At 61.2% G+C, this 25,470-nt stretch carries 21 protein-coding genes and 1 pseudogene; 11 read left to right on the top strand and 11 right to left on the bottom strand.

Annotated elements, in window-relative coordinates:
* Positions 1-34 precede the first annotated feature (34 nt).
* On the top strand, positions 35-1,453 hold the full coding sequence (locus tag JI721_RS11425; protein WP_274457825.1) for a glycosyltransferase family 87 protein: 1,419 nt from the start codon (positions 35-37) through the stop codon (positions 1,451-1,453).
* Positions 1,454-1,529: 76 nt separating this feature from the next.
* On the opposite strand, the gene JI721_RS11420 is transcribed toward JI721_RS11425, so the two are convergent.
* From JI721_RS11420 to JI721_RS11400, 5 genes are all read right to left on the bottom strand, one after another.
* The gene (locus JI721_RS11420) at positions 1,530-1,877 is read right to left on the bottom strand and encodes a hypothetical protein (RefSeq protein WP_274455009.1); all 348 of its coding nucleotides are present in this window, start codon (positions 1,875-1,877) and stop codon (positions 1,530-1,532) included.
* Between the two features lie 35 nt (positions 1,878-1,912).
* Positions 1,913-3,469: an acyl-CoA carboxylase subunit beta gene (locus JI721_RS11415; protein ID WP_274457823.1), complete on the bottom strand. Its 1,557-nt coding sequence runs from the start codon at positions 3,467-3,469 to the stop codon at positions 1,913-1,915.
* Between the two features lie 94 nt (positions 3,470-3,563).
* Complete coding sequence (locus tag JI721_RS11410; RefSeq protein ID WP_274455008.1) at positions 3,564-5,243, bottom strand: AMP-binding protein; 1,680 nt, start codon at positions 5,241-5,243, stop codon at positions 3,564-3,566.
* 27 nt (positions 5,244-5,270) lie between these two features.
* Positions 5,271-6,251 (bottom strand): NADPH:quinone oxidoreductase family protein, encoded by a 981-nt coding sequence (locus JI721_RS11405; RefSeq protein ID WP_274455007.1) that lies wholly within the window; start codon positions 6,249-6,251, stop codon positions 5,271-5,273.
* An 86-nt stretch (positions 6,252-6,337) separates the two neighbouring features.
* Positions 6,338-7,444, bottom strand: coding sequence for a class I SAM-dependent methyltransferase (locus JI721_RS11400; RefSeq protein ID WP_274455006.1), 1,107 nt, complete (start codon positions 7,442-7,444; stop codon positions 6,338-6,340).
* 2,284 nt (positions 7,445-9,728) lie between these two features.
* On the opposite strand from JI721_RS11400, the gene JI721_RS11395 reads away from it, so the two are divergent.
* The 7 genes from JI721_RS11395 to JI721_RS11365 all read left to right on the top strand — a co-directional run bounded on the left by JI721_RS11395 (position 9,729) and on the right by JI721_RS11365 (position 17,630).
* Positions 9,729-11,150: an FAD-binding oxidoreductase gene (locus JI721_RS11395; RefSeq protein ID WP_274455005.1), complete on the top strand. Its 1,422-nt coding sequence runs from the start codon at positions 9,729-9,731 to the stop codon at positions 11,148-11,150.
* A 187-nt stretch (positions 11,151-11,337) separates the two neighbouring features.
* Positions 11,338-12,189: an alpha/beta hydrolase gene (locus JI721_RS11390; RefSeq protein ID WP_274455004.1), complete on the top strand. Its 852-nt coding sequence runs from the start codon at positions 11,338-11,340 to the stop codon at positions 12,187-12,189.
* 290 nt (positions 12,190-12,479) lie between these two features.
* Complete coding sequence (locus JI721_RS11385; RefSeq protein ID WP_274455003.1) at positions 12,480-13,076, top strand: TetR/AcrR family transcriptional regulator; 597 nt, start codon at positions 12,480-12,482, stop codon at positions 13,074-13,076.
* A gap of 184 nt (positions 13,077-13,260) precedes the next feature.
* Positions 13,261-13,596 (top strand): SCP2 sterol-binding domain-containing protein, encoded by a 336-nt coding sequence (locus JI721_RS11380; RefSeq protein ID WP_274455002.1) that lies wholly within the window; start codon positions 13,261-13,263, stop codon positions 13,594-13,596.
* Between the two features lie 145 nt (positions 13,597-13,741).
* Positions 13,742-15,274: a class I adenylate-forming enzyme family protein gene (locus JI721_RS11375; protein ID WP_274455001.1), complete on the top strand. Its 1,533-nt coding sequence runs from the start codon at positions 13,742-13,744 to the stop codon at positions 15,272-15,274.
* Complete coding sequence (locus JI721_RS11370; protein ID WP_274455000.1) at positions 15,271-16,407, top strand: acyl-CoA dehydrogenase family protein; 1,137 nt, start codon at positions 15,271-15,273, stop codon at positions 16,405-16,407. Before JI721_RS11375 ends, JI721_RS11370 begins: the two co-directional genes overlap by 4 nt.
* Complete coding sequence (locus JI721_RS11365; RefSeq protein WP_274454999.1) at positions 16,404-17,630, top strand: acyl-CoA dehydrogenase family protein; 1,227 nt, start codon at positions 16,404-16,406, stop codon at positions 17,628-17,630. The genes JI721_RS11370 and JI721_RS11365 overlap by 4 nt, the downstream gene beginning before the upstream one ends.
* Before the next feature lie 488 nt (positions 17,631-18,118).
* On the opposite strand, the gene JI721_RS11360 is transcribed toward JI721_RS11365, so the two are convergent.
* Together JI721_RS11360 and JI721_RS11355 are read right to left on the bottom strand one after the other, a co-directional pair.
* Positions 18,119-19,261: a class D sortase gene (locus tag JI721_RS11360; RefSeq protein ID WP_274454998.1), complete on the bottom strand. Its 1,143-nt coding sequence runs from the start codon at positions 19,259-19,261 to the stop codon at positions 18,119-18,121.
* A 152-nt stretch (positions 19,262-19,413) separates the two neighbouring features.
* Positions 19,414-20,793, bottom strand: a pseudogene (locus tag JI721_RS11355) (SGNH/GDSL hydrolase family protein).
* 294 nt (positions 20,794-21,087) lie between these two features.
* Here JI721_RS11355 and JI721_RS11350 point away from each other — a divergent pair.
* The 3 genes from JI721_RS11350 (at position 21,088) to JI721_RS11340 (ending at position 23,196) form a co-directional block, all read left to right on the top strand.
* Complete coding sequence (locus JI721_RS11350; RefSeq protein ID WP_274454997.1) at positions 21,088-21,294, top strand: DUF1657 domain-containing protein; 207 nt, start codon at positions 21,088-21,090, stop codon at positions 21,292-21,294.
* A 97-nt stretch (positions 21,295-21,391) separates the two neighbouring features.
* Complete coding sequence (locus tag JI721_RS11345; protein WP_274454996.1) at positions 21,392-22,231, top strand: DUF421 domain-containing protein; 840 nt, start codon at positions 21,392-21,394, stop codon at positions 22,229-22,231.
* A gap of 56 nt (positions 22,232-22,287) precedes the next feature.
* Positions 22,288-23,196: a fumarylacetoacetate hydrolase family protein gene (locus tag JI721_RS11340; protein ID WP_274454995.1), complete on the top strand. Its 909-nt coding sequence runs from the start codon at positions 22,288-22,290 to the stop codon at positions 23,194-23,196.
* Positions 23,197-23,229: 33 nt separating this feature from the next.
* Here JI721_RS11340 and cysC read toward each other — a convergent pair whose 3' ends face one another.
* The 4 genes from cysC to JI721_RS11320 all read right to left on the bottom strand — a co-directional run bounded on the left by cysC (position 23,230) and on the right by JI721_RS11320 (position 25,449).
* Positions 23,230-23,841, bottom strand: a complete 612-nt coding sequence (gene cysC, locus JI721_RS11335) for an adenylyl-sulfate kinase (RefSeq protein ID WP_274454994.1) — start codon at positions 23,839-23,841, stop codon at positions 23,230-23,232.
* Between the two features lie 35 nt (positions 23,842-23,876).
* Positions 23,877-24,770 (bottom strand): sulfotransferase family protein, encoded by an 894-nt coding sequence (locus JI721_RS11330; protein ID WP_274454993.1) that lies wholly within the window; start codon positions 24,768-24,770, stop codon positions 23,877-23,879.
* 234 nt (positions 24,771-25,004) lie between these two features.
* Positions 25,005-25,289 carry a DUF3892 domain-containing protein gene (locus JI721_RS11325; protein ID WP_274454992.1) on the bottom strand — a complete coding sequence of 95 codons (285 nt, stop codon included), beginning with the start codon at positions 25,287-25,289 and terminating at the stop codon, positions 25,005-25,007.
* Entirely contained in the window at positions 25,276-25,449 is a 174-nt protein-coding gene (locus JI721_RS11320; RefSeq protein WP_274454991.1) for a hypothetical protein, read from the bottom strand. Before JI721_RS11320 ends, JI721_RS11325 begins: the two co-directional genes overlap by 14 nt.
* Between the last annotated feature and the right edge of the window lie 21 nt (positions 25,450-25,470).

Genomic DNA, 25,470 nt, shown 5'->3' with positions numbered 1-25,470 from the left:
TCAATCAACTTGGACAGGTGGCGATGGATTGCGGATGAAACGGCGCCCCGCGCGGCTACACGACCCGCGGCCACACGACCCGCGGCCACACAACCCGCGGCCACACAACCCGCGGCTGCAACAAACCCTGTTTTGCGTCTGCGCAGCCCTCTACATTGCTTGTGTCACGTACGGCTTCCACGCTGACGAAAGCCTCCGCATCGGCTCCAGTCTGCACCTGGACCGGTCGGCGGCCGCCCTCACAGACGCGCTTCCATGGGGTCTCGCGTGCGCCCTGGCGTTTTTGTTGTCGCGGCTCGTCACCGCGTTTCGGTGCCGCTGGGTGCAATTCGCGCTGCCCGCCGGCATCGGGCTGTGTGTGGCCGTGTGGCTGGCCCTGCAGCCCATCGCCCTGTCGATGGACGTGCTCCGCTACTTGTGGGACGGCCGACTGATGACACACGGAATCAATCCGTATGCCTACGTCCCGGCCGATCCTCACCTGGCGGCCCTGCAGCACTGGCGCTACTGGGGCAGTATGAACTGGAAGCAATGGCCGGAAGCCTATCCGCCGCTGGCCCAGCTGTACTTCGGCGCCATCGCGCTGGTCACCAACGGCACCGTACGCGCCTACAAACTCGTGCTGATTCTCAACGGGATCGTCAGCGCGGCGCTGTTCTACCGCGTGCTGCGCGCGCGTCAACCGGCGGCGTTTGCCACAGACAGGCGTGTCGTCCATCAGTTCGCCCTGTTTGCCTTGTTCCCGCCGCTGCTTGTGGAAACGTACGGCGGCGGGCACGTGGATGCGCTTGCGATTCCGTGGATGCTGCTCGCCTGGCTGTGGACGCTGCAGCACAAGCCCGGCCGAATGGGATTTGCGATCGCGATGGCCGCCGCGATCAAACTGTACCCGGTCGTCCTGTTCGCGGCGCTGTGGGACATCCGGCGAAAGCGCGACGTGGCCAAGTCCCTCGCCGCGTTCTTCGTGACATGGACGGTCCTCTGCCTCCCGTTTCTGGGCGCAGGCCGTGGACTCATCGCCTATTTTCACGACGTCGGTGCCATCCCGTACGACGGCAGCATCTCGATTGTCCTGACCAACTGGATTGGTCCGTGGTTCCTTCATCATGCCACCGATTTTGTGTTTCTCGGGGTGTGCGGCGCCTGGGCGCTCGCCCTCCTCACCAAGGCCCGCCATCTTCCCCTGGAGCGCAAGGCCAGCCTGCTGGGCCTGACGTTTTTGCTCGCGTCGCCCTTGTTCCACCCGTGGTACCTGGTGTCCTTGCTGCCCTTTGCCATCGGGGGCGGTGAAATGGCTGCCTTGTGGCTGGCCGTCGCCAGCCATTGGGTGTACGACGAGATCGACCAGGAACTGCTGATCCAGTACCTCCCGACCTACGCCTGGTACATCGCCGGCTGGGTGGGCGCCAGGCGGCCCGATCGGACGCGGCCGCAGGTCGACGTCACCTTGTAAGTGTGGCCACCGTCTGGCCAACGCCCGACCCACGTCCGGCCACTGCTCATGCCTTTACCACTCCCCCTGCCCATCGTCACAGGAATCCCAGGGACTGGGCGACTTCTTCCGGGTTGTCCAGGCCGACGACCAGCGCGTCGTACGATGCGCCGCGCAGTCGGACTCGCAAGCCGCGTTTGTGCTGGTGATGGACAATCGCAAAAATCGTCTCGTTCGGGGAGACGAACGTCCCCATGGCGAACACCCCCGGCAGGCGGCTCCCGGGCAGTTTCAGTCCGTGCACCTCATGAATCACATCGTTGAGCACCGTGACCTCCTGCACAGACGCCAGTGGAACTCGAATGTCACCGTGTACGCCCTCCATTTTCTCCACCGTCGTCAGCTTGAGGACAAGCTCATCCCCGTCTCGCACGAGTTCCGCCACAACCGACATCCTTTCCCCTTGTTCTGGTCTGTTCTTTAAAATCCGGTCGGCCAGTTCGCCAGCCGCCGTTCACTCCGCGCGCCGTGCTGCGTGCACGCCGCCTCCAGCACACGGCACAGAAACCGGCGCGTGTCCCGCGGGTCAATCACGTCATCCAGCAAATGCTTCGCCGCCGCCTTGTACGGCGAACTGTCAATCTCCCACTGCTGCACCAGCTGCTGCCGCATCGCGGCTGCCTCCGCCTTGTCGGCGACGTTTGCCAACTCCCGCCCGTACACCACGTTCACCCCCACGTCCGCGCCCGTGAAGCTGATTTCTGCCGTGGGCCACGCTACCACAAAGTCTGCCCCCATCCCCGGTCCGCACATGTTGCCGTAAGCAGCGCCGATGCTTTTGCGGATCACGACCGACACCTTCGGCACGGTCGACCACGCCAGGGCCTGGTTCCAGACCATGATTTTCGTGGCGATTTTCCGGTGCTCGGCCGCGCTGCCGACGCGAAACCCTGGAATGTCGTGCAGAAACACGAGCGGAATATGGTACGAGTCACACAGGCAAATGAACTCCGTCGCCTTGTCACACTCATCCGGGCCTGCGGCACCCGCCTTCACAAGCGGCTGGTTGGCCAGCACCCCCACGACGCGGCCGTTTAACCGCCCAAGCCCCGTGATGAGAGCGGCACCGAAGTACGGTTTCAGTTCAAAGAAGGAGTCGTGATCGACCACGGCCCGCACCAGCCTGCGCATGTCGTAGGCGCGGGTTTTGCGCGTAGGCACCAGGGCGTCCACGTTGTCCAGGCGGCGGTCCGGCGAGTCGCCCGTGTCCGCGGTGGACAGGACGGCCGGTTCCTCCCCGGCGTGACTGGGCATGTAGGAGAAAAACCGTTTCATCAAAGCGATGCACGCGTTCTCGTCGTCCGCGAATGCGTCGATTTGCCCGGTCTGCTCGGCGTGCACCTTCCAGCCGCCCAGTTCTTCGTCAGACACCGTTTCCCCCGTCGCGATTTCCAGCATCCGCGGCCCGGCCACCGCCATGGCGGTCCCTTTGACCTGCGCGGCAAAGTCCGATGTCACCGCCGTCCAGGTCGGTCCGCCGAAGCTGTCCCCGAGAATCGCCGCCATCGTCGGCACCGCTCGGTTGTGGCGCAGCAGCGTCATCGGCATCATTTTTTCCGAAATCCCGTCGGCCCCCATGCCATCTGGGATGCGCAGCCCCCCGCCTTCGCCGAGGTGAAAGATCGGCAGTCCGCGCTTCACAGCAAAATTGTGCACTTGCTCCGCCTTGCGCATGAAGACGGTCCCTTCCGTCCCCGCAAACACCGTTTTGTCACTGGCCTCCACCACCACCAGGCGGCCGTCGACTTTGGCGATCCCGGCGATGAGTCCGTCCGCTGGGCTTTTCTCCACTGCCCCCGGCACATCCGAGTGGTTGAGGATGCCAAGTTCGAGGAACGAGCCGTGATCGACCAGTTTGTCAACGCGCTCCCGCGCCGTGTACCGGCCGAGCGCGTGCTGCGCCGCCACTTTCGCGTCGCCGCCCATCTGTGCGGCCTTGGCCTTGCGGCGCTGCAAATCCTGTATCAGTTCGTCCATGGTTGATTCCGTGCTGGACTGGGTCGTACTCGACTGAGTCGTGCTGGACCTGTCCATATTTCGGTCATTCCCTTGGGTCGCTTCCAGATTCATGTCACTCCTCCAACAGCAGCCGACGCAGCACCTTGCCGGTCCCGGAGGCCGGCAGCGCGTCGCGAAACACAATCTCTTTCGGCACCTTGTACGGTGCCATTTTGTCGCGCGCCCAGCGGCGCAGCGTCTCTGCGCTCGGCTTGCGCTTCACATCCGGTCTGAGCACAACGAACGCCTTCACCGACTGCCCTTTCTTCGCATCGGGCACACCCACCACGGCCGCCTGGGCCACAGCCGGGTGGCGGATCAACATGCCCTCGACGTCTTCCGGAAACACGCTGTACCCGGAGACCTTGATCATCTCCTTGAACCGCCCGTGGAACGTGAGGTAGCCGTCTTCGTCCAGTGACCCCATGTCTCCGGTGTGCAGCCACCCGTCCTGCAGTGTCTGTGCGGTCGCCTCGGGCCGACGCCAGTAGCCTTTGAACACACCCGGTCCGCGAATCACAATTTCCCCCACACTCCCTGCGGGCAGTTCGGCGCCTGTGTCGAGATCGACAATCCGAATCTCCGTATCGTGCACAGGCAGGCCCACCGTGCCCCACTTGACGCGGTCCGCAGGCATGAACGTGTCGGCCGTGTGCGTTTCACTGAGGCCGTACGCGGCCTCCCGCAGCGCGCAGCCGCCGGTTGCCCTGCGCCATGCGTCCGCCAAGGCTTCGGTCACCTGTGTCCCGAAACTGGTACACAAATTGTTGCGTAATGAACGCAGGTCGTACGACGCGAGGTTTGGCAAATCGAGGATGGCCTGGTTCATGGGAGCGGTGCTGTACCACCACGTACAGCGATACTGTTCAATGGCCTTGAGGACGGTTTCGGGGTCGAACCGATACAGCAGCACCACCGGACGCCCCGAGTAAATGGGGATGTTAAGGGCCATCAACATGCCTGCGATGTGGAACATGGGCATCACGGCGAGGAACACATCGTCCGGTGCGATGCCGTTGGCCGCTGCACTGGCGGCTGTCTTGAACAGTGCGTTCCTGTAGGTCAGCATGGCGCCTTTCGGCTTCCCGGTTGTCCCGGACGTGTACACGAGCAGCGCCACATCGTCGAGATCGACCGCAGGCTCCGGCGGTGTGGGCGGAACGGATGAATCAGACAGAATTCCCAGCAAGTCATACGTGTTCGGGTATCGCGCCGGTGCGAACCGCAGGTCCTCCGGCAGCGGCAGGGTGGGGTGCGCCGGCAGCAGGTCGCTGTAGCTGGTCAGGATGACCGCATCGAGCAGCGGCCGCCCATGCTGCGCCAATTCTTTTTGCACAGCGGAGACGACCGGGTACCCCAAGTCAGACGACACGAGGACCTTTGCGCCGAGATCGGCTACTTCGTACGCGAGCTCCCATTCTTTGAACATCGGACTGCACGGGCCGACAACGGCGCCGATTTTCTGAATCGCGTAGTGCGCGATGTGGTACTGCGGACAGTTTTGCAAGTACAGCGCGACGCGGTCACCCTGCCGCACGCCCAGCTCGTACAGAAACGACGCCAGCTTGTCGCTCCACGCGTCCAGCTCCCGCCAGGAAATCACCCGCCCGTACCAATAGATCGCCGGTGCGTCCGGCCGCTCCTTCGCATGCTGGCGCAAATATGCGAACAGCGGCTGTTCGCCGCCGCGGTACACCAGCGGTTCCAGGGCCGGCGTCCGGTTGAGGTCACGCGTCGACACACCCATGCTCATCCCCCGCCTTCTCCGGTCGGATTGTTGTCACGGCCGCAAAATGACCTTGCCCCACGTCTTCCTCGTCCCCAGCAATTCCAGTGCCTGCGGCAGGTCGACGAGCGGAAACTCCTGATAAATGAGGGGTTTGACCTTCCCGTCCAAGTACAGTTGCATCAACTGCTGGTGAATCTCGTGGACGCCCTGTGGCATGAGTTTGTTGTACAGGCCCCAGTGCACGCCAACCACCGCATAATTCTTGAGCAGGATGTGGTTCGTGGGGGCGTCCGCAATGCGCCCGCCCGCAAATCCGATAACCAGCAGCCTGCCGCCGAAGGCGATACACTTGCGGGAGCGGTCGAACACGTCGCCGCCAACCGGATCAAAAATCACGTCCGCACCCCGGCCCCTTGTCTCCTCCTTGACGATGTCCGCGAAGTTTTCCGTGCGGTAGTCAATCGTCACGTCCGCACCAACGTCGCGGCAGACCTGGAGCTTTTCGGGCCCGCCCGCCGTCGCGATGACGCGCGCCCCCGCGGCTTTGCCCAGCTGAATCGCTGCCGAGCCAACGCCCCCCGCGCCGGCGTGAACGAGCAGGACTTCGCCCGGCTGCAGCTTCGCGCAATGATGCAGTGCGTAGTACGCCGTTTGGTATGTAATGTACATCCCAGCCGCCTGCGTCCACGGGAGTTCGTCTGGGATGGGGTACACCGCGGACGCAGGCACCGACACCACCTCGCAAAAGCCTCCCCTCGGCAGCTTCGGCATGGCCATCACGCGCTGACCGACGGAACAAGCCGCACCCTCGCCAACCGCGATGACCGCCCCCGCCACCTCTGCCCCCGGCGTAAACGGCAGGGGCGGCCGCTCCTGATATTTTCCCTGACACAGCAGGATGTCGAAGAAATTCGCCGCCGCAGCCTCCACCTGAACGAGGACCTCGCCGGGCCCCGGCGTCGGCGTTTCCACTTCATCCAATTGCAAGGCTTGCTGCGGATCTCCCAGTTCATGCACGACCCATGCTTTCATTGATAAACCTCCATCTGTGCGTCGTTATGTGTGCCTCGTTCGCGGATGGGATGGACCCGCCCCGCCTCGTGCGCGAATGTGCGCCGTTAACGGACTTTCGCGATGATCCCGTTGTGCGCCTTGATGGTCCCGTGACGCAAGATGTCAAAGCCGTTTTCGTACAGGTAGAGTCCCATCTGCTGCACCGTCATCAGCTCACGGTAGGTATAGTTCATCCACTCCGCGAGGACGTGGTAAAACAGGCGGGATCGCCATTGCAAACGCGGCGTCGTCAAAATCGCGTATCCGCCAGGTTTGAGGAATTTACGGTGCCAGTCGATGGCCTCCGGCTTGTATTCCTCTGGAAAGTGCTCAATCAGGCCCACGCTGACCACGATGTCGAACTCAGGGCCAAAATCGAGGTTGCGGATGTCATCTACGAGGAAGGAAATATTCATTTGCTCGCGATACCAGACTTTAGGTGCGCCAGTGGACGGATTCACCCCGAGGAACGGATAATGCACCGGGAATTTGCCGAAGCGGTCCGTTCGGCAGAAGTCGTCATAGTCGACCAGAACCACTTCTCCGCCGGGATACATGGAGTACAGCTGCATCGCTTCGTAGCCGTCTGCCGCGCCAAGGAACAGAATGCGCGGCTTGTCAACGTCGAGGCCGCGGAACAAGGCCCGTTTCCCGCGCGGATCCCAAATGGCGTCCTCGGTCCGGTGCGCCATATTCCAAATCGTCAGCTCTTCCAACTCCCCAAGCACTTTCGCGGCCTGGTTCCAATGCAGCGACGACACGTTCCGAAGCAATTTACGCTTCGCCTCGGCGCGCTCCTGCGGCACATTCTTCATGAACAACTCATGAAACGAACGATTGAACATCTCCCACGACGTATGCACTGGCAACGTGTCACCGTTACGCTCTTCCCAGCGCCGCTTGCCTTCTGCATAGTTCACCACCCGAAACGGCTTGCCCACGTCCTTCCACGTCAACGTCGCCCAATCCTTGACGATGTCGTCGTCGATGAATTGGTCCAAATCAGCAGCATTCGGCGTCCGAAGGTCCATCCGATAGTTGTCAAACAGTTCCGTCTGGCCGATGTGCGACTCGTCAAACGGGTGATCGATCAGGGGGGCTGTTGGGCGGTCGGTTGAACGGTCCGTTGGGCGGTCGATGAAGGCATTCCCGTCATTTCGGTGCGGATCCACCGGAGCATCGTGATTGAGCGGTGCACCGTCCGACGGCGCACTCCCGGATGGCGCAACGCCTGACGACGAACTGTTCGATGGCGAACTGTTCGATGGCGAACTGTCCGATGGCGAACTGTCCGATGGCGAACCGCCCAACGGCGCACGAGATTTCGAAGTTTCAAACGATAGACTCACAGGACTCACCTCACAGGCGGGTTTCGCACTGGCCGCTCAAGCTGGTCGTCTCGCATTTTCACGCAATTGTCTAACTATAACTATACGCCGAAAACCGGCACTCCGAACAGTCCCTTGCACAATTTTTTGACCGACCAGTTGGTATGAGTGGAATGAGAAGGCCACACCTCGGCGGCGTTTTGGTAGAATCAGGGAATCGCTGATCGCGACCGTTTACGGCGGCTTCCCCCGGGGGTGCGTAAGGCGAGGTGCTGAGGCGGGGGCGCTGAGGCGGGGGCGCTGAGGCGGGGGCGCTGAGGCGGAGGCGCTGAGGCGGAGGCGCTGAGGCGGAGGTGCTGAGGCGGAGATGCTGAGGCGAGGTGCTGAGGCGGGGGCGCTGAGGCGGAGGTGCTGAGGCGAGGTGCTGAGGCGGGGGCGCATAAGGTGCCAAAGGTGCCGTATTGTCGACATTCACCTAGCGTGCCCAGCACCGATACGGCACAAATGGTGCCTAATCACCCCCGCCTGCCCCACTCCCCGGCACCCATTAGGCACAAATGGTACCTAATCGCACCCGCCTGCCCCACTTCCCGGCACCCATTGGGCACAAATGGTGCCTAATCGCACCCGCCTGCCCCACTCCCCTGCATCCATTAGGCACAAATGGTGCCTAATCACCCCCGCCTGCTCCACTCCCCTGCATCCATTAGGCACAAATGGTGCCTAATCACCCCTGCCTGCCCCACTCCCCTGCATCCATTAGGCACAAATGGTGCCTAATCACCCCTGCCTGCCCCACTCCCCTGCATCCATTAGGCACAAATGGTGCCTAATCACCCCTGCCTGTCCCACTTCCCGGCACCCATTAGGCACAAATGGTGCCTAATCACCCCCGCCTGCCCCACTTCCCAGCACCGATACGGCACAAATGGTGCCTAATCACCCCCGCCTGCCCCACTCCCCTGCATCCATTAGGCACAAATGGTGCCTAATCACCCCCGCCTGCCCCACTCCCCGGCACCCATTAGGCACAAATGGTGCCTAATCGCACCCGCCTGTCCCACTTCCCGGCACCCATTAGGCACAAATGGTGCCTAATCGCACCCGCCTGTCCCACTTCCCGGCACCCATTAGGCACAAATGGTACCCTATCGCCCCTGTGGAATCCCCTGCGGTATCCTCCGCTCTCCGCTCTCCGCTCTCCGCTCTCCGCTCTCCGCTCTCCGCTCTCCGCTCTCCGCTCTCCGCTCTCCGCTCTCCGCTCTCCGCTCTCCGCTCTCCGCTCTCCGCTCTCCGCTCTCCGCTCTCCGCTCTCCGCTCTCCGCTCTCCGCTCTCCGCTCTCCGCTCTCCGCTCTCCGCTCTCCGCTCTCCGCTCTCCGCTCTCCGCTCTCCGCTCTCCGTTCTCCGCTCTCCGCTCTCCGCTCTCCGCTCTCCGCTCTCCGCTCTCCGCTCTCCGCTCCCCGCTCCCCGCTCCCCGCTCCCCGCTCCCCGCTCCCCGCTCCCCGCTCCCCGCTCCCCGCTCCCCGCTCCCCGCTCCCCGCTCCCCGCTCCCCGCTCCCCGCTCCCCGCTCCCCGCTCCCCGCTCCCCGCTCCCCGCTCCCCGCTCCCCGCTCCCCGCTCCCCGCTCCCCGCTCCCCGCTCCCCGCTCCCCGCTCCCCGCTCCCCGCTCCCCGCTCCCCGCTCCCCGCTCCCCGCTCCCCGCTCCCCGCTCCCCGCTCCCCGCTCCCCGCTCCCCGCTCCCCGCTCCCCGCTCCCCGCTCCCCGCTCCCCGCTCCCCGCTCCCCGCTCCCCGCTCCCCGCTCCCCGCTCCCCGCTCCCCGCTCCCCGCTCCCCGCTCCCCGCTCCCCGCTCCCCCGATCCCGGCTCCCCCGTCGCACCCCGACTCTCCCCGCGCGATCCCGGCGGTTCGCCCGGTCCCCCCTTCTGCCTCACCGCTGCGCATTGCCAGCCACTACCCTTTATCTTCACGGTTCGAGTGACCGAATTTGTGCTAATCTGGAATCATGGGAGCAGCCACTCGGCCCACGTACATTCGGCCAACGTACACTCACCTGCAACTTCCGCCGAGAACGTGCCGATGCGCTCCCGTCAATGCCCGTCAATGTTCGAAAGGAAGTGCCCTTTGCCATGAGCTCTGTTGACCAAACCTCTCCTGACCAGACCTCTCCTGCCCAAACCGCTGCTGCATTCGCGCGGGACCTGTCCCGGCTTCTCCGGCCCGATCAAGTCTCCACGGGCCAATCGGTGCTCGAACAACACAGCCACGACGAATCGTATCACCGTCCGGTGCTGCCGGATGTCGTTGTTTTCCCGGAATCGACGGAAGACGTTGTCAAGGTGGTGAACTTCGCGCAGGAACACCAGATTCCTGTCGTTCCGTATGCCGTCGGCAGCAGCCTGGAGGGCCACGCCATCCCAGTGAAGCACGGCATCAGCCTGGACATGATGCGGATGAACCGGGTGCTGGAGATTCGCCCGGAGGACTTCCTCGTTCGCGTCCAGCCCGGCGTCACGCGTGAAGAGGTCAACGCCGCGCTGAAGAAGTACGGTCTGTTCTTCCCGGTCGATCCCGGTGCCAACGCCTCCCTTGGCGGCATGGCCGCGACCAACGCCAGCGGCACTACCACCGTCCGTTACGGCGCGATGAAAGACAACGTGCGCGCACTGCAGGTCGTGCTGCCGGACGGCCAGGTGATCCAAACGGGATCACTCGCCGCGAAGACCTCCTCCGGCTATAACCTCACGGGACTCTTCGTCGGGTCCGAAGGTACGCTCGGCGTGATCACCGAGTTGTGGCTGAAGGTGTACGGCATCCCCGAGAAAATCCTCGCCGCCCGCGTCACATTCCCGGATGTCGAAAGCACGGTGCGCGCATCGACCGCGATGATTGGCACAGGCATTGGCGTCGCGCGGCTTGAATTTGTCGATCCGCTGGTGATGGCGGCGGTCAACAGTTACAAACATACCGCATTCCCGGAGGAACCCACGCTGTTCCTCGAGTTCCATGGAAGCGAGCAAGGTGTGCAGGAGGATGTGGCGCTGGCCCAGGAAATCGCGCAGGAAGAAGGCGGGCGTGATTTCGTGTTCGAAACCGACGAGCATGCGCGCAACGTGCTGTGGGAAGCGCGGCACAGCGCAGCATGGGCGTTCAAAGCCCACTACCCAGGCACCGAGCACATGTCAACGGACGTCTGCGTTCCGCTGTCGAAGCTGCCGGAAGCCGTGGCGCACGCGAAACGAGTCATCGCGGAGGAAGGTGCGATCGGCGGCGTCGTCGGGCACGTGGGAGACGGCAACTTTCACTGCAGCATCGCGGTCAACCCGAATGACGAGGCGGAGCTGGCCAAGGTCTATCGCGTCAACGAGCGCGTGGTCGAACACGCACTGTCGCTGGGCGGGACCTGCACCGGCGAACACGGCGTGGGCCTCGGCAAACGCAAGTACCAGGCGAAGGAGCACGGCCCTGCCCTTGCCGTGATGCAAGCCATCAAGCGGACAATCGATCCGCTGGACCTGATGAACCCTGGCAAACTGGTCGACGGCCTGTAAACCGCCTGCCGGTAAACCGCTGGCCTGCCAATCGATGGGCTCCAAGCGGTAAGTGGAACGCCCCCATCCAACCGGGGCGTTCCATAGAATCGTCGACAACTGGATCGTCGGTCTGTTCAACCGTCCATACGCATGGCTCGCTGCTGCATACATTGGGGTAGCTTGACCTGAAGGGAGACGATGGACAGTGGATGAACCCGTACTGACGTATCCAGTTGTCAAGATTCAATATGAGGAGTTGGATTCCTTTCCTCTAAAATACGATGAGCCATTCGTGCTTGCGGTGCACTGGAATGGCGTACCCTTCGAGTTTCTGATTCGCTTGCGCCAAACCCAGCATCTCATCGTGCTTGGTTCCGGCGCGATGGAGAAGCCGGAGCCGCTGCCGTACTTTCAACGGCATTCCTGGATGAATGAGTTTGAAGACTCGGTCATTTACTACAACGATCCGACGCTCTATCTGGCCGACCTGCCCGTGGGCTGGGGTCAGGGCACCATCGATCGTTTCTACCTCGAAGACATTGCCACCCTGCTCGACAAACTGATTGCGAAAGCAAATATCAGCCGCGACCATGTCCTGTTCTATGGATCTTCGGCCGGCGGTTTTATGGGTCTCATGCTGGCAGGGTACCTTCGCGGATCGACTGCGCTGGTCAATTCCCCGCAGACGTCCCTGACGAAGTGGCTCGATGTGCCGGTCCGCAACGTCTTTCGCGTCTCCTACCCGGGCTACACCTTCCGTCAGGCCTCGGTCTTGCACGGCGAGCGCATCAACGTCATGAAGTTCTACAAAAAAATCAAGTATGTCCCGAAAATCTATTACCTGCAAAACGCAGCGTGCGAGTTGGACATGTCCGACCACCTCATTCCGTTTCTATCTGAGTTGGCCTTTATGGAGCCAGGGTCCACGGTCAACCCAGTCATCGTCGACCTGTACTACGACCCGCAGCCCGGCCCCGCTTCCTTTCCGCGGATTGGCGGCCACGGCGCGGTCGGCAAGCTTGAAACGATTGACTACATTCGCCGCGTGCGGCCGTGAAAGGGTGGGGTCATGAAGCGCCGACGGGGCGCATACCGTGCAAGTAGTCGGTGGAACGTGCCTTCTGCCGATGCGGTGCAGTCATCCCATGCGTCCCATGCAATCAATGCCATGTCACCAACCTCGCAAAATTTTTCTCGTTCTACGAATTGACAGAAACCGTTTCCTCCGCTACGATGGAATCAAGAGCTGACCAAATTACGAAATTGGTCATTTGGTCACAGGATACCCGCAGCACACCTGTATCACAGTCATCACAAACCACAGCAGTATCGCGTCATGGGAGGCGCATGCGCACAGGAAGCGAGGTCACGACCTTGGACGGCACACGCAGGGATTCCATCGTGGAGGCAGCTCGCAAATCACTGTCCCTGTTCGGCTATAAAGGCACGACAATGGACCAAATCGCCAGAATGGCCAATGTCTCCAAGGGGTCCATCTATACATTTTTCACGAGCAAAGAGGAATTGTTTGACCTTATCGTCCAGGAAACGGTGGACGAAATGGAGTCCGTCCTGCAGGCATCCGTTACGGCTGACAAGCCGGTGTTCCTGAGTCTTCATCAGACATTGTCGCAGGTACTGCAGTTTCGCCAAGAACATGAACTGCTGGCGAAACTCTACCACGAAATGCGCGAACTCGGGACCGCCGCGGCCAACGATGCCGTCCAGCGCGTGGAGGAGCGCATTCTCTCCTTCATTGAGCGGCTGATTCGCGAAGCCGTTGACCGCGGACAGATGAAGCCCTGTGACCCGCGCATCACGGCGTTTTTGTTCATGAAGTTTTACATTGCGCTGGTGGTCGAGTGGAGCGAGCGCAACCCGCCGCTGGACAACGAAACCATCTCCAAGCTCTTTCAATTCTATTTCGTCAAAGGACTGGCTTGAAAGGGGGACTGCCCAGGCATCGATTTCGCGTCTGATTTTGAATCTTTGAATCTATCATTGCGAATCAACGATTGTGAATCCACGTGAGCGTTGCCGGTCGTTCAACTTCAGGTTTTCTCAATCCACTCGCTGCAGGGGCAGCAGGAGCCAGAGGAAGGCTCACATACCAAGGAGGGTATTGTCCATGCCAACAACGAAGGAAATTTTCGAGCAGATCGATCAAGCTTTGAAAGCAGACCCGTCCCGTGTCGATGGCTTTGACTGCGTCTATCAGTTCAACCTGAGCGGCGATGACCCGGGTACATACCAGGTGATTCTGAAACCGGGCCAGGTCGGCGCAGTCGAAGGAGAACAGGAACCAGCCCAGTGTACCATCGAAATGGACTCGGCGGACTACAAGGAGATGATTGCCGGCAACCTGAACGGCACCCAAGCCTTCATGAGCGGCAAACTCCGCGTCAACGGCGACATCGGCCTGGCCATGCGCCTTGAGTCCGTGCTCAGCGCGTATAACGGGTAATCCAACCGCACATCGGTCGCATCGCGTCGTATCCTTCGCACCTACCTTCTGGTCGGTCGGGACGGCGCGATGCGATTGTTCACGTGTCAGACAGCCACGCTCGTCGGGCGCACCAGCCATTGGCTACGAGAAGGAGGATTCGCCCGTGAATCTAGCGGAACTGGCGCAAGAAAATCTCCGAATGTTCGGGTCGTACACCAACTTGATTTATGAAGGCCGGGCGTACACGAACGTCGAGTGCGATGAAGCGTCCTCGAAGCTGGCACACTTGCTGCATCAACTCGGCATTGGTCATGGCGATCGCGTCATTGTCACGATGCAGAACCGCCCCGAGGTGCTCTGGTCGTACACGGGCATCGCGAAGGCTGGCGCGGTGACCGTACCGGTCATGCCGCTGCTGCAGGCGCAGGAAGTGAAATACATCGTGCAGGACAGCGAGCCAAAAGCCATCATCACGGCCAGCCTCCTGCTGTCCAAGGTGCAGGAAGCGGTGAAGGATTTCCCGAAGCCGCCCGCCATCATTTGCGTGGACGCACAAGGGGACGACAGCCTGGAAGCACGCTTCAAGGACTTTCCAGCCACACCGCCGGACGTCCAAATTCATGACGATGACCCTTGCGTGATTCTGTATACTTCAGGCACCACCGGCCGCCCGAAGGGTGTCATCCTGACCCACCGCAACCTGTACTCCAATGCCAAGGCCGCCGCTCTACTCGCGAATGAGTTCGCTGCGGCGTCGACGCTCGAGCGCACCGGTCTCATCGTCTTGCCGCTCTCCCACGCGTTCGGATTCACCATGCTGCAGAGCGCCTATCTGACGGGAGAACGAAGCGTGCTGTTGCCGTACTTCGACCCCAAGCTCGTGTTTGAAGCCATCGAGAAGTATCAAGTCACCCACTTCACCGGTGTTCCGGCCATGTTCCACGCCTTGTTGAACCATCCGGACGCGGACCAGTACGACCTCTCTTCCCTGACGATTTGCATCTCCGGCTCGGCGCCGCTGCCGACCACCACCATCCAGGCGTTTGCCGAAAAGTTCAACTGCCCGATTTTTGAAGGGTATGGATTGTCAGAGGCGGCACCCGTCGTGACCGCGCCGCGGTTGAATGACCCGGTAAAAATCGGATCGGTCGGCCGTCCCCTTCCGGGCGTCGAGGTTCGCGTGGTGGACGAAAACGACCAGCCTCTGCCCCCCGGCGAAGTTGGCGAACTGGTCGTTCGCGGCCCCAACATCACCAAGGGATACCACAACCTGCCCGACGAAACGTCCAAGGTGCTGAAAAACGGCTGGCTGTACACCGGAGACATGGCCCGCATCGACGAGGACGGCTACGTGTTCATCGTCGACCGAAAAAAGGACGTCATCATCCGCGGCGGGTTCAACATCTACCCGCGTGATTTGGAGGAACTGCTGCTCCAGCATCCAGCCGTGGCGGAGGCGGCAGTCATCGGGATCCCGTCGGAAGCCATGGGTGAAGAGGTGATGGCGTACGTGGTCAAGCGTCCGAAAGCGGAGGTCACTGAGGCGGAATTGATTGCCTACTGCCAGGAACGCCTGGCCAAGTACAAGACGCCCCGCTATATCAAGATTGTCGGCCACATGCCGAAGAATCTGATTGGCAAAATTGACAAAAAGGCGCTGCGCGCGCAGGCAGAAAAGGAAGTGACCCAAGCTTGATTTCCTTTCGACCGACTGAAGAAGAGAAGCAGTTTGCGGATGTAGCCAAGGAGTTCGCCGAGGAGATTCGCACCGCGGCCCGCGATTGTGAAGCGGCGGGCAGCGCCTCCGAGGCCTTGTGTCAAAAGGCGGAAGCACTCGGATTCACGGCGATGGAACTGCCGGAGACAGCCGACGGGCTGGAGCTGCCGCTGGCATCACAAGCGCAGATTCTGGAAGCGCTCACCTTTGGCGACCTCAGTGTCGTGCAGGGGCTTCCAGGTCCGAACGACGCGGACTCGCTGATCCGCACGGCGGATCAGGCGGGGCTGGCGGACCAGGCTGCGGCGCTGGCGGGTGGACGGAGCGCGTTCATCGACACGCTGCTGGGCGAACAGCTGCGGCTCGAGCAGTTGAAGCTCACGTCCGCGGGCGACAGTTACAAGTTGTCCGGTGTCTCCCGTCCCGTGCGCGGCGCGAAGACCGCGCAGCGCTTGTTCGTGGCCGCGGCCGATGAAAACGGACAAACCGTCGTACTGACGCTGACAGGAGACGGCAGCAGCGCCCCATGGCAGGTGCAGGAAGGCGATGTGCGCCTTGGCCTGTTGTCTGCCGGCGTGGCACGGATCGCGTTCGAAGACGCGGCGGTGCCGGCGAGTGCTGTGGTGGCCAAGGGAGAACCGGCAGATACCTGGCTCAAATGGGCGCGCGCGCGCGTGCAGGTGCTGCAGGCGGCGCGGTGCGTCGGGTTGATGCAGGCCGCGGTGGAGTACACGACCATGTACACCGCCGGCCGCAAGGCGTTCGGCCAGGAGATCGCCAAATTTCAGGGCGTCAGCTTCACAGTGGCGGACATGGCCATCGAGACTGCCGCGGCCCGCAACCTCACCTGGTTCGCCGCGGTTCAGTTGGACGACGGCGAAGCGGAGGGCGTGGCGTCCGCGAAACTCGCCTGTGCCAGGGCGCACCGTTCGCTGCGATTTGTGACCGACAACGCCGTGCAGATGCTGGGCGGGCACGGATTCGTCCAGGAGTATCCAGTCGAAAAGTGGATGCGTGACGGCGAAGCCCAGGCGGTGCTGTACGGCCGGGAGACGGAACGGTTGATTGAATTCGGCGAGGAACTGCTCGGGAAGGGAGGGGCTGCATCGTGATCGAATTCAAACTCACGCCCGCACAAAAGCAAGTGAAAGAGTTGACGCACTGGTTTGCGGAAAACGAGATGCGGCCCATCTCGCTGTTGTCCGACAAGCTCGGGAAAGTGCCCGATGAGTGGCTGGCCAAAGTCAACAAGATGGGCATCACGCTCAGCACGGGAGGCATCGGCGGCGGTGGCGGAGGCGCCTCGAGCAAGAAGGAAGACAAGGACGTCGACCCGGAAGTGAAGCGGCAGACGAACCGCACCACGGTGATTGCTTCGGAAGAAGTGGGCTGGGGTGACCCTGCCATCGCACTGAGCCTCCCGGGGCCTGGCCTCGGCGGACCGCCTGTGGTAAACAGCGGAACACCCGAGCAGAAGGAACGCTTCCTCGGCATCTTCACGAAGGATGAGCCGCGCTGGGGGGCATACGCGCTGACCGAGCCAGAGGCGGGATCGGACGTGTCGAACATCCGCACGACAGCCACCAAGGTAGACGGTGGGTACATCCTCAACGGGACAAAGATTTTCATCACGAACGGGGGGCGCGCGTCCTGGGTCGTCGCGTTCGCCACGGTCGACCGCAATGCAGGCCGCGCCGGCCACCGCGCCTTCGTGGTGGAGAAGGGAACGCCAGGGTTCCGCTGCAGCCGCCTCGCGCACAAGATGGGCATGCGCGCCAATGAGACGGCAGAACTCGTGTTCGAGGACTGCTTCGTCCCGGACGAAAACCTGCTCGGCGGCGAAGCGTACTACGCACAGCGGGCCTCGGGAAAAAGCGGATTCCAAGTCGCAATGGCCACCTTCGACAACACGCGGCCGGTCGTGGCGGCGATGGCAACCGGGATCGCCCAAGCGGCCTACGATTACACGCTCGACTTCGTGAAAAAGGAATACCCGAAATCGGGCCGGCTCTATCAAATCGCCTGCGAAAAACTCGCGGACATGAGACAGTCGATTCATGCAGGACGCCTCTTGGTCTGGGAAGCCGCGTGGAAGGCCGACATCGGGCAGCCGAACTCGAAGGAAGCCGCCATCTGTAAGGCGTACGCTGGCAAGAACGCGCTCAAAGTGTGCGAGACCTGCCTCGAACTGATGGGGCCCATCGGGCTCGACGGCCACTTGGTTGAGAAGCTGTACCGCGACGTGAAGGTGTACGACATCTTCGAAGGCACCAACCAGGTGCAGCACCTGATCGTCGCGCGCCGCCTGTACGATGCGTACGACCTGCGCATCTGAACGGAGGTAAGAGGCACGGTGGCGTTGGCGAGTGCGGCGCGGGTGGCGCGGCGTGGCGCGCGAGGCCCCGCCCATTTAGGCACCTTTCGTGCCATATTGGGGGCCCGGCGCGGCCGCGCCTGCCGACTTTGGGAGTCTTTTCTGCCTTATGGCACCGACTGCCACACGGGGTCCTGCCCATTTAGGCGCCTTTCGTGCCATATTGGGGGCCCGGCGCGGCCGCGCCTGCCGACTTTGGGAGTCTTTTCTGCCTTATGGCGCCGACTGCCACACGGGGTCCTGCCCATTTAGGCACCTTTCGTGCCGTATTGGGGGCCCGGCGCGGCCGGGCCTTCCGACTTTGGGTGTCTTTTCTGCCTTATGGCGCCGACTGCCGCGCGAGGCCCCGCACCTTTAGGCACCTTTCGTGCCATATTGGGGGCCCGCACCCCTCCCCGGCACTCCCCGGCACTCCCCGCCTCCTCAGCCACCCTTCCCGCCTTCACCGCTCACGCCGGCGTCCAACTTACGCGCGTGAGCGTCAGCTTGTCCCCGTCCACGTGCGCGACGACGGTGACCCGATAGGCACCGCGGCTGCCGAGCTTGACGGTGGTCTGTCCGGTCGCCTGCGTCAGCGTCGTCCCGTCGACATGCAGCGTCACATCGAACGGAGACTCGTGCTGCATCGACTTCAGCGGCACGCCGTAGGCGGGATTGACCGACATTTGCGCGCCGTCTTCGGCGGCATCCAGTGCCGACAAGTCCGTCGCGGAAGATTCCGCAGACGCGTGGAGCCAGCCGAGATACAGCGCGACCAGCGTCGAAGACGCCGACAGCGGCTGATTGCTTTCTGTGTAGGTCAAAGCGGGCGATCCGGTGTACGTCAGTTTGCCCATCGGCAGCGAATTGGTGGCCAGCGTCAGGCCCTGTTGCGTGAGGTCAGTCGGGATCTGCGCGGTGTATTCGCCCGCACTGTCCGCCGCCAGCGAGGACGAGTCCGTAGTGCTCGCGGAGCCCCCGCTGACCAGCCTGGCAAACACGAGACAGCGGTACGGGGTAAGGTACAGGGCGTCGAGCGGATAGCACGCCTCCAGCACGAGGGTCGGCGTGGACGAGTTATACACCGGTGTGCCCGTGTGCACCACGCGCTCGTCCGTCACCGCGAATGTATAGGTCGATCCCGGCACCGTTACGACAATCTGGTCACCGGGACGAAGGTTGTTGATGTGCCGAAACCACGTCGCATTGTGCGCGGCCAAAATCGCGGTGCCTCTCTGGCCAGGCATCACGCTCGTGGTCAGGTGTCCGACCCCCACGTTCAGCTGGGCATCCTGCGTCCCCTGAAGCATCGGCGCAGTCAGGTGAAGCGTCGGGACGGACAACGTCCCCAGCACCTCACCTGGCTGCGCGGGCTTCAACAGGTTGACGGACGTCATCGGCACCTTCGCGGCAGACGCCGCGGCGGAACCGGAACTGCTCGATTGCCGCCCCGCCGCCACCGCCTGCTGCGCCTGATGCAGCAGCTGTTGGCCGCGAATGTGCGAATGCAGATAAAAGTACGGGATGCGGGCGAGCGTCACCACGCCGGCCAGGCACGCGGCGAGGCCAGCCATCATCATCCACTTGCGCCGACCGCCTGGCTGCGTCGCCACGCGCCTCCCCCCTGTCCGCTCATCATGCTTCCCGTGACGTTCATCATACTTGCGCGCTCATCGTGCCTTCGTTCATCGACGCTGCTGCTCTTCCTTCAGCTTACGGCAGACACCGCCGTTTATGCTGCGGCTCCGTTCGGCTCGCTGATTTCCTACTTCCGGCTCTTTGATTTGCTCATCACGAACGCACCAAACGCCACCAGCAGCGCCCCGGCGATAGCATCGGTCAGCCACGGGAACCCCGTGTCTGGAGACGTTGCCCCGGGTACGGGCGCGGGCTGTTTCGGCGCCGCCGGAGTGGGCGCCACGACGACGAAGTCGCCGTCGCCAAGCACGGACATCGTCACCTTGCCCTTCCCGACCGTCGCATCCGGAATCTTCACGAGCTTCCCGTTCGCACCAATTTCGTACACCGCGGCGTCCTTCGGGATGGCCGAATTCGTATACGCCAACGTGATGGCCTGCGTCGGTGTGTTGCCCGCTTGGAAGTTGATGCCGAACTCCGCCACAACGTGACTGCCCTTCGAAGCTTGCCCCGCGGCCGCAGCCGGATCGACGCTGGTCACCGCAACGTTGTCGGCAGACGAAACGGCACCTGCCGGCGTCGTCACCGTGACGTCTCCCTTACCCAGCGGTGCGGTCCACGTATTTCCAGTTGGCGACAACGGCTGGCTGGCCAGCGACGTCACAATCGCATTGGACGCCCCCGCCTTCGCCCCGGTTGGGAGCGTCAACTGCTTGATTTCATTCTCCAGCAGTGCCGCGAGCGCCTGCTGACCCAATGGCGTCGGGTGAACGTCGTTTTCCGCAACGCGGACCAGTGTCATCTGATTCCCGTTGAAGGCGCTGTACGCGTCGAGAACGGGTACGTTCAACGCGCCCGCCGTCTCTTCAATCACCTGGTTCGCGCCTTGTTCGAACTCCTCGGCAGGAGCATGCAGCGGACTGCTTTCCGGAAACGGGTCGTACTGGTTGTAGACCACGACGGGCGCGTTTGTATCCGACTCGACAATCTTCAGGATTTTCTATAAGTTCTGTCCCATCTGCGCAATGGCAGTCTCAAACGCCTGTTGTTGAGCCGGCGTAATGGTGATCGGCGTGGATGAACTGGCCTCATTCAACAGGCCGAGCTGACTGGCCAGGTGTAGCAGGTCGTTGTTGCCAATGTCGATGGAAACCACCCGCGCGTTCTCAATCGCCCGCTCAAAATTGGGCGTTTGCACGGCTTGCAGCAGGTCGGCCGAGGTCCAGCTAGGGATACCTAAATCGGTCACTGGCAGATCGTCAGCCTTGCCAACCAGGTATGGAAACGCTTCCGTACTGGGCGTCAAATTCCCTGGCGCGAGATTGTAGCCAAATGTGATGGAATCCCCCAGCGCGACCAGTCCGCCGTTTTTCACGGACGAAACCGGGATGCCCACGCCAAGTCCACTCGCAGAAGACGCGGTCGAAACCGTTGCATTCCCTGTTTCGGCCGCAAACGCAGCTGGTCCTGTCACGCCCACCGCCGCCGTGGCGCACAAGGCCGCCATCCACTTGCGGGACCTCTGTTTCTGTACAACCCTCATTCATCATTTGCCCCCTCATCCCATTCGACTCCCGCATGCACGTACGCGGATGAGTCCATCATACTACCAATCCTAGTAAAAAGGCACGGGAATTTCAGAGAATTCCGATGCTGTCGCCCGCGCATGACTGCCCGCAAATGGATGTAATTCCCGGTTCCGGAAGGTATAAGCCGGATGCAGGACGGGAACGAATCAAGTGGCGAATCCTTGGCGTTTCACAAATTCGCCGACAAATCGAATCCAGTGGAGGCTGATGATATGACCGTATCCAGTCAAGTGAAGCAGACCCTGGCAGGTCTGAAGAGCGCGCAGGCCAGCTTTGAACAATTCGCACTGCAGACCCAGAACAAGCAGGCGAAACAGCTTTACACAGATGCTGCAACCCAAACCAAGACGATTGTCGACAGCCTGGAACAACGCGTGACCCAACTGGAAAAAGAGGAACCACAGTACAAGGGATTTTAACAGCAGTTCCACTTTGGCAAGAAACTGCGGTGGGTCGTCCGGAGGGCGTTCGTCCCTCGGACGGCCTTCATTGCCGAACGTCTGGAGGCCGAGCGTTGTGTGGATTTCCTATGTATCCATCCTGTTTCGATGCATGCTTGCTTTCATCGTCCTCATCGCCATCAGCCGCCTCATCGGACAAAAGTATCTGACGCTGGTCGGTGTTGCGGCCGCTGTCCTGGTGAGTGCCATGTCCGTGCGCTTGCTTGCGTTTGACCAAGGCCTTGCGGCGCTCATTGTGTGGTCCGGTCTCGCCTTCCTGACACAGTTTTTGACCATCCAATCGCCAACCCTGCGCAACCTCGTGAATGGGAAACCGACCGTCGTGATCGAACAAGGGAAAGTGCTGGAGAAGAACCTGCGCAAGGCCAAGCTGTCGGCGCTGGACATGATGTCCCTGATGCGCGCTAAAAACGTGTTCAAGCTCTCGGACGTGGAGTTCGGCATCCTGGAGACGGACGGGCAGCTCAGCGTCCTGCAAAAGGCCGCGCAGCAGCCGCTGACCCCGACGCTCCAAGGCATTCCGGTGGAAAATGAACAGGCGCCGCAAGTCGTCCTGGTCGACGGACAGGTGATGAAACAAGCCCTGCAGGACGCCGGGTATTCAGAAGGCTGGCTGCTCGAACAACTGCGAAAACAGGGCGCCAAAGACTACAATGACGTCTTTCTGGCGCAGGTAGACAGCAAGGGCAACGTCTACGTGGATTTGCGAAACGATACCCTGCCGTCCGCGAAAGTTCAGGAGCGTCCCCTGCTCCTCGCCTCCTTGAAGAAAATGCAGGCCGATTTAGAAAGCTTCGCGCTGCAGACGGAAAACCCCAGCGCCAAGCAAATGTACACCGAGAATGCGGAGCGACTGCAGCAACTCATCGACCAAATGCAGCCCTATCTGCGGTAAGATAGAGACACAGCGCAAGCGCAGTCTCTGGATGCGCAGATTGGAGGTTGTTCACTTTGAAATTTCTGAATATCCAATTCGAAGGCCGAGCGCAAGCAGCTGTCCTGGTCGATCACGACGCCGCACCAGCGGTGCTGCCCCTGTCTCGGCTGGCGTCGTCACCGGCGTTCGCCGGCAATCCGCTGCCGGACACCGTCGATGAGCTGCTGACCGCACAGCCGGAGATTCTCGAGGCCTTAAGGGCCCAGCTGTCGGCAGGGACCGCAGCGTACAGTCACCTGTTCGTGCCCGAATCCGAATTTTCCTACCTGCCGTGTGTCCCGCAGCCAGGGAAAATTATCTGCGTCGGCTTGAACTACCGCAAGCACGCGGAAGAAACGCGGTCTCCCATTCCCACTTCGCCCATCGTCTTCAGCAAGTTCTCAGATACCGTTGCAGCGCACCAGGAGCCCATCCCGATGCCCCGCCACGCCACCGAAATCGACTATGAGGGTGAGTTGTGCATCGTGATCGGCAAAGAAGCAAAAGATGTAACGGAGGCACAGGCGCTTGACTATGTGTTTGGGTACTGCGTTGCAAACGATATTTCGGCGCGCGAGCTGCAGCGCCGCACCAGCCAGTGGCTGATTGGCAAGACAGGGGAAAAGTTCGCGCCCATCGGGCCGTACCTTGTGACTGCCGATGAGGTTCCCAATCCGAACGCCCTCGCCATCCAAACCCGCGTCAACGGCGAAACGCGTCAGAATTCCAATACATCGGACATGATTTTCTCGTGTAAGGAATTGATTTCCTACCTATCCCAATACATCGTCCTCAAACCCGGCGACATCATCCTCACCGGTACGCCCGAAGGCGTCATTTTGGGGTATCCGAAGGAACAGCGGGTGTGGCTGAAAGCAGGCGATGAAGTGGAGATTACGATTGAAAAGCTGGGGACGCTGAAGAACCAGTTCGTGGCACCGTAATCGGTCGCACTCGACTTGCCGTCGGCCCGCGCTTCACTGCGCCGGGCCGATATATCTTTTCTCTCGGAGCCACGAGAGAATCTGATGGACACTCTCTTCCACGGACTGCTCGTCCGTACGCACCACGATTTCCGGGTGAGCCGGCGCTTCGTAAGGTGCCTGCACGCCCGTGAAGTTGGTGATTTCACCGCGCAGCGCTTTCTGATACAACCCTTTCGGATCACGCTGCTGACACACCTCCAGCCTGCAGTCCACGAATACCTCGACGAACTCGTCTTCCTCGTATCGGGCGCGCGCCTCGTCGCGATCGGACTGATAAGGCGAGATGAGGGCCGTGATGACCACCATCCCCGCATCGACAAACAGCTTCGCCACTTCCGCGACGCGTCGCACGTTTTCCTTGCGGTCTTCGGCGGAAAAACCGAGATCTCGATTGAGGCCCATGCGAAGGTTGTCGCCGTCGAGCAGATACGCCTGCACGCCCTGCTCAAACAAAACCGCCTGCAAGTGATTCGCCAGCGTCGATTTGCCTGCACCGGACAGCCCCGTCAGCCACAACACAAAACTGTGGTGCCCATTGCGCTTGCGCCGATCGGCCTTTTGAATGGGGGTCTCATTCCATACAACGATTCGCTGTGAAGACAATGTCCTGCTCCTTTGTACGTAAATTCGCGGCAGCGCTACCGCAGCCAATGTGACAAATCACGGCCAATCAGTTCCTGCAAGTGCAGAATGTCCTCGCGATAGTACGCCTTGAGCGCTTGCGCCGTCTCCGGCTTCATGGTCTCGTCCTGCCGCATCGTCATCAGTTTCGCCCGCTCACCGAGCGCGCGGCTGACCTTTTTTGGCAAGAAGGGTTTGATGATTTCCTTCACGACGTTCGGTTTCGCAAAGAACTCGTAAGCGGCGCGTGACTTCGGGACACCGGACACGTTATGACGGATCCCGACATCAATTTTCACATCTGTAGAAAGTCCGAGAAATTCGAGCGAATCCTTCACAACCTGCGCCGTGTCCTTTAAGTCATCATAGAGGAAGATTTTGACCCGCTCCGGTGACAGCACGTCCAGATACCGCTTCACCTGTTGATAATATAAACCAATTTCACGATACCACCAAAGCGGTTGATAGCCAGCGGCCCGGCGCTTCGGTTCTGCCTCCAGCGCCTGCTCGAAACTGAGCGTTTCGCGGCCGTCGCGAATCGTATGTTTGTAGGCGGAAAAGGCGCGATCGACCGGGTTTCGGAGGAGCAAAATCACCTTGGCCTCCGGGTTCCATGCCTGAATTTTCTCGGCCGTATCTGGAAAGTACAAGTAGTATACCGAGGCTTCCGCCGTAACTGGATAATCCGCGGCACCGTCGAACAACTGCCGGTACGCCGCTTCGGTGCGGACGACGTTGAGGTCCTCGTCGCCCGGACCAGTGAATGTTTCGGGAAAGTGATGGCTGCACAAATAATGCGGTTCCTTGATAGGACTCATGTAAATGTCCGGGTGCTGCTGCAAATAGGCATAAAGCGACGTCGTCCCCGACTTCGCAGCCCCGGCGATGAACAGGTTCGGTTGATTGGACACAAGACGTTCCCCCAGCAGGATATTCAAAATGAGAATTCGATGAGAAAATCAAGAATCCTGCCCTATCATACCTGAAAGATCATATAAAATAAATTGAAAATCCGATGAGGAAAGGAAGAGAAGGAGTGAAGAAGGCGCCGAACAGGAAAGCCGCTTCGCACCCGACGGTGCAAAACGGCCTGTTGTCGGTCACTGGCGCCGTACGCTGAGGATGCTGCGTCAGCACTAGGGCACTTAGAACTGCGGCAGGTTGTCGAAGTTGTTGGACGGGTCGCCGTCCGCATCCGACCGAATGTGAAAATCGCCGTCGCGGCCGCGAAAGGCATTCGCGTGCTCGATTTGGCCGTTTTTCGCCATCTCAATGGCCTGCGGGTAGTCCACCACCCGTCCATCTGCCAGCTTGAACTGCACAATGTCGCCGTCCCCGTTTTTCCGGACAGCAACCACCCGGTTCTGGCTCGGCCCAGCACCCGCCTGCAGGCTGTCCTCATTCACACCGTTTGCTTCATTCTGCTGCATCATCCGAACGCTCCTCTGCTGGTTTGAGGTCTTCCTGGACGAGGTTCTGCGATGGATGCGGCGCAGGCTTCCGAGACGCCACGCGCGAATCGTGTCCGGCCTGCGAACTCGTGCTGGCGGAATTCGCCTTTGGATAATTGAACGTCTTGCTGTCACCCATGTTCGGTTCGCCCCTTCCACT

The organism is Alicyclobacillus cycloheptanicus (assembly GCF_028751525.1).
In the GTDB taxonomy this organism is placed as follows: domain Bacteria; phylum Bacillota; class Bacilli; order Alicyclobacillales; family Alicyclobacillaceae; genus Alicyclobacillus_L; species Alicyclobacillus_L cycloheptanicus.
The sequence above is the reverse complement of the archived record's forward strand: the minus strand, read 5'-3'. Positions and strand labels throughout refer to the sequence as shown.

Excerpts from the sequence above, each read along its gene's own strand:
- JI721_RS11395 (WP_274455005.1), top strand. The coding sequence starts at position 9,729 with ATGAGCTCTGTTGACCAAACCTCTCCTGACCAGACCTCTCCTGCCCAA.
- JI721_RS11415 (WP_274457823.1), bottom strand. The coding sequence starts at position 3,469 with ATGGACGAACTGATACAGGATTTGCAGCGCCGCAAGGCCAAGGCCGCA.
- JI721_RS11350 (WP_274454997.1), top strand. The coding sequence starts at position 21,088 with ATGACCGTATCCAGTCAAGTGAAGCAGACCCTGGCAGGTCTGAAGAGC.
- JI721_RS11325 (WP_274454992.1), bottom strand. The coding sequence starts at position 25,289 with ATGCAGCAGAATGAAGCAAACGGTGTGAATGAGGACAGCCTGCAGGCG.
- JI721_RS11380 (WP_274455002.1), top strand. The coding sequence starts at position 13,261 with ATGCCAACAACGAAGGAAATTTTCGAGCAGATCGATCAAGCTTTGAAA.
- JI721_RS11425 (WP_274457825.1), top strand. The coding sequence starts at position 35 with ATGAAACGGCGCCCCGCGCGGCTACACGACCCGCGGCCACACGACCCG.
- JI721_RS11410 (WP_274455008.1), bottom strand. The coding sequence starts at position 5,243 with ATGAGCATGGGTGTGTCGACGCGTGACCTCAACCGGACGCCGGCCCTG.
- JI721_RS11385 (WP_274455003.1), top strand. The coding sequence starts at position 12,480 with ATGCGCACAGGAAGCGAGGTCACGACCTTGGACGGCACACGCAGGGAT.
- JI721_RS11320 (WP_274454991.1), bottom strand. The coding sequence starts at position 25,449 with ATGGGTGACAGCAAGACGTTCAATTATCCAAAGGCGAATTCCGCCAGC.
- JI721_RS11405 (WP_274455007.1), bottom strand. The coding sequence starts at position 6,251 with ATGAAAGCATGGGTCGTGCATGAACTGGGAGATCCGCAGCAAGCCTTG.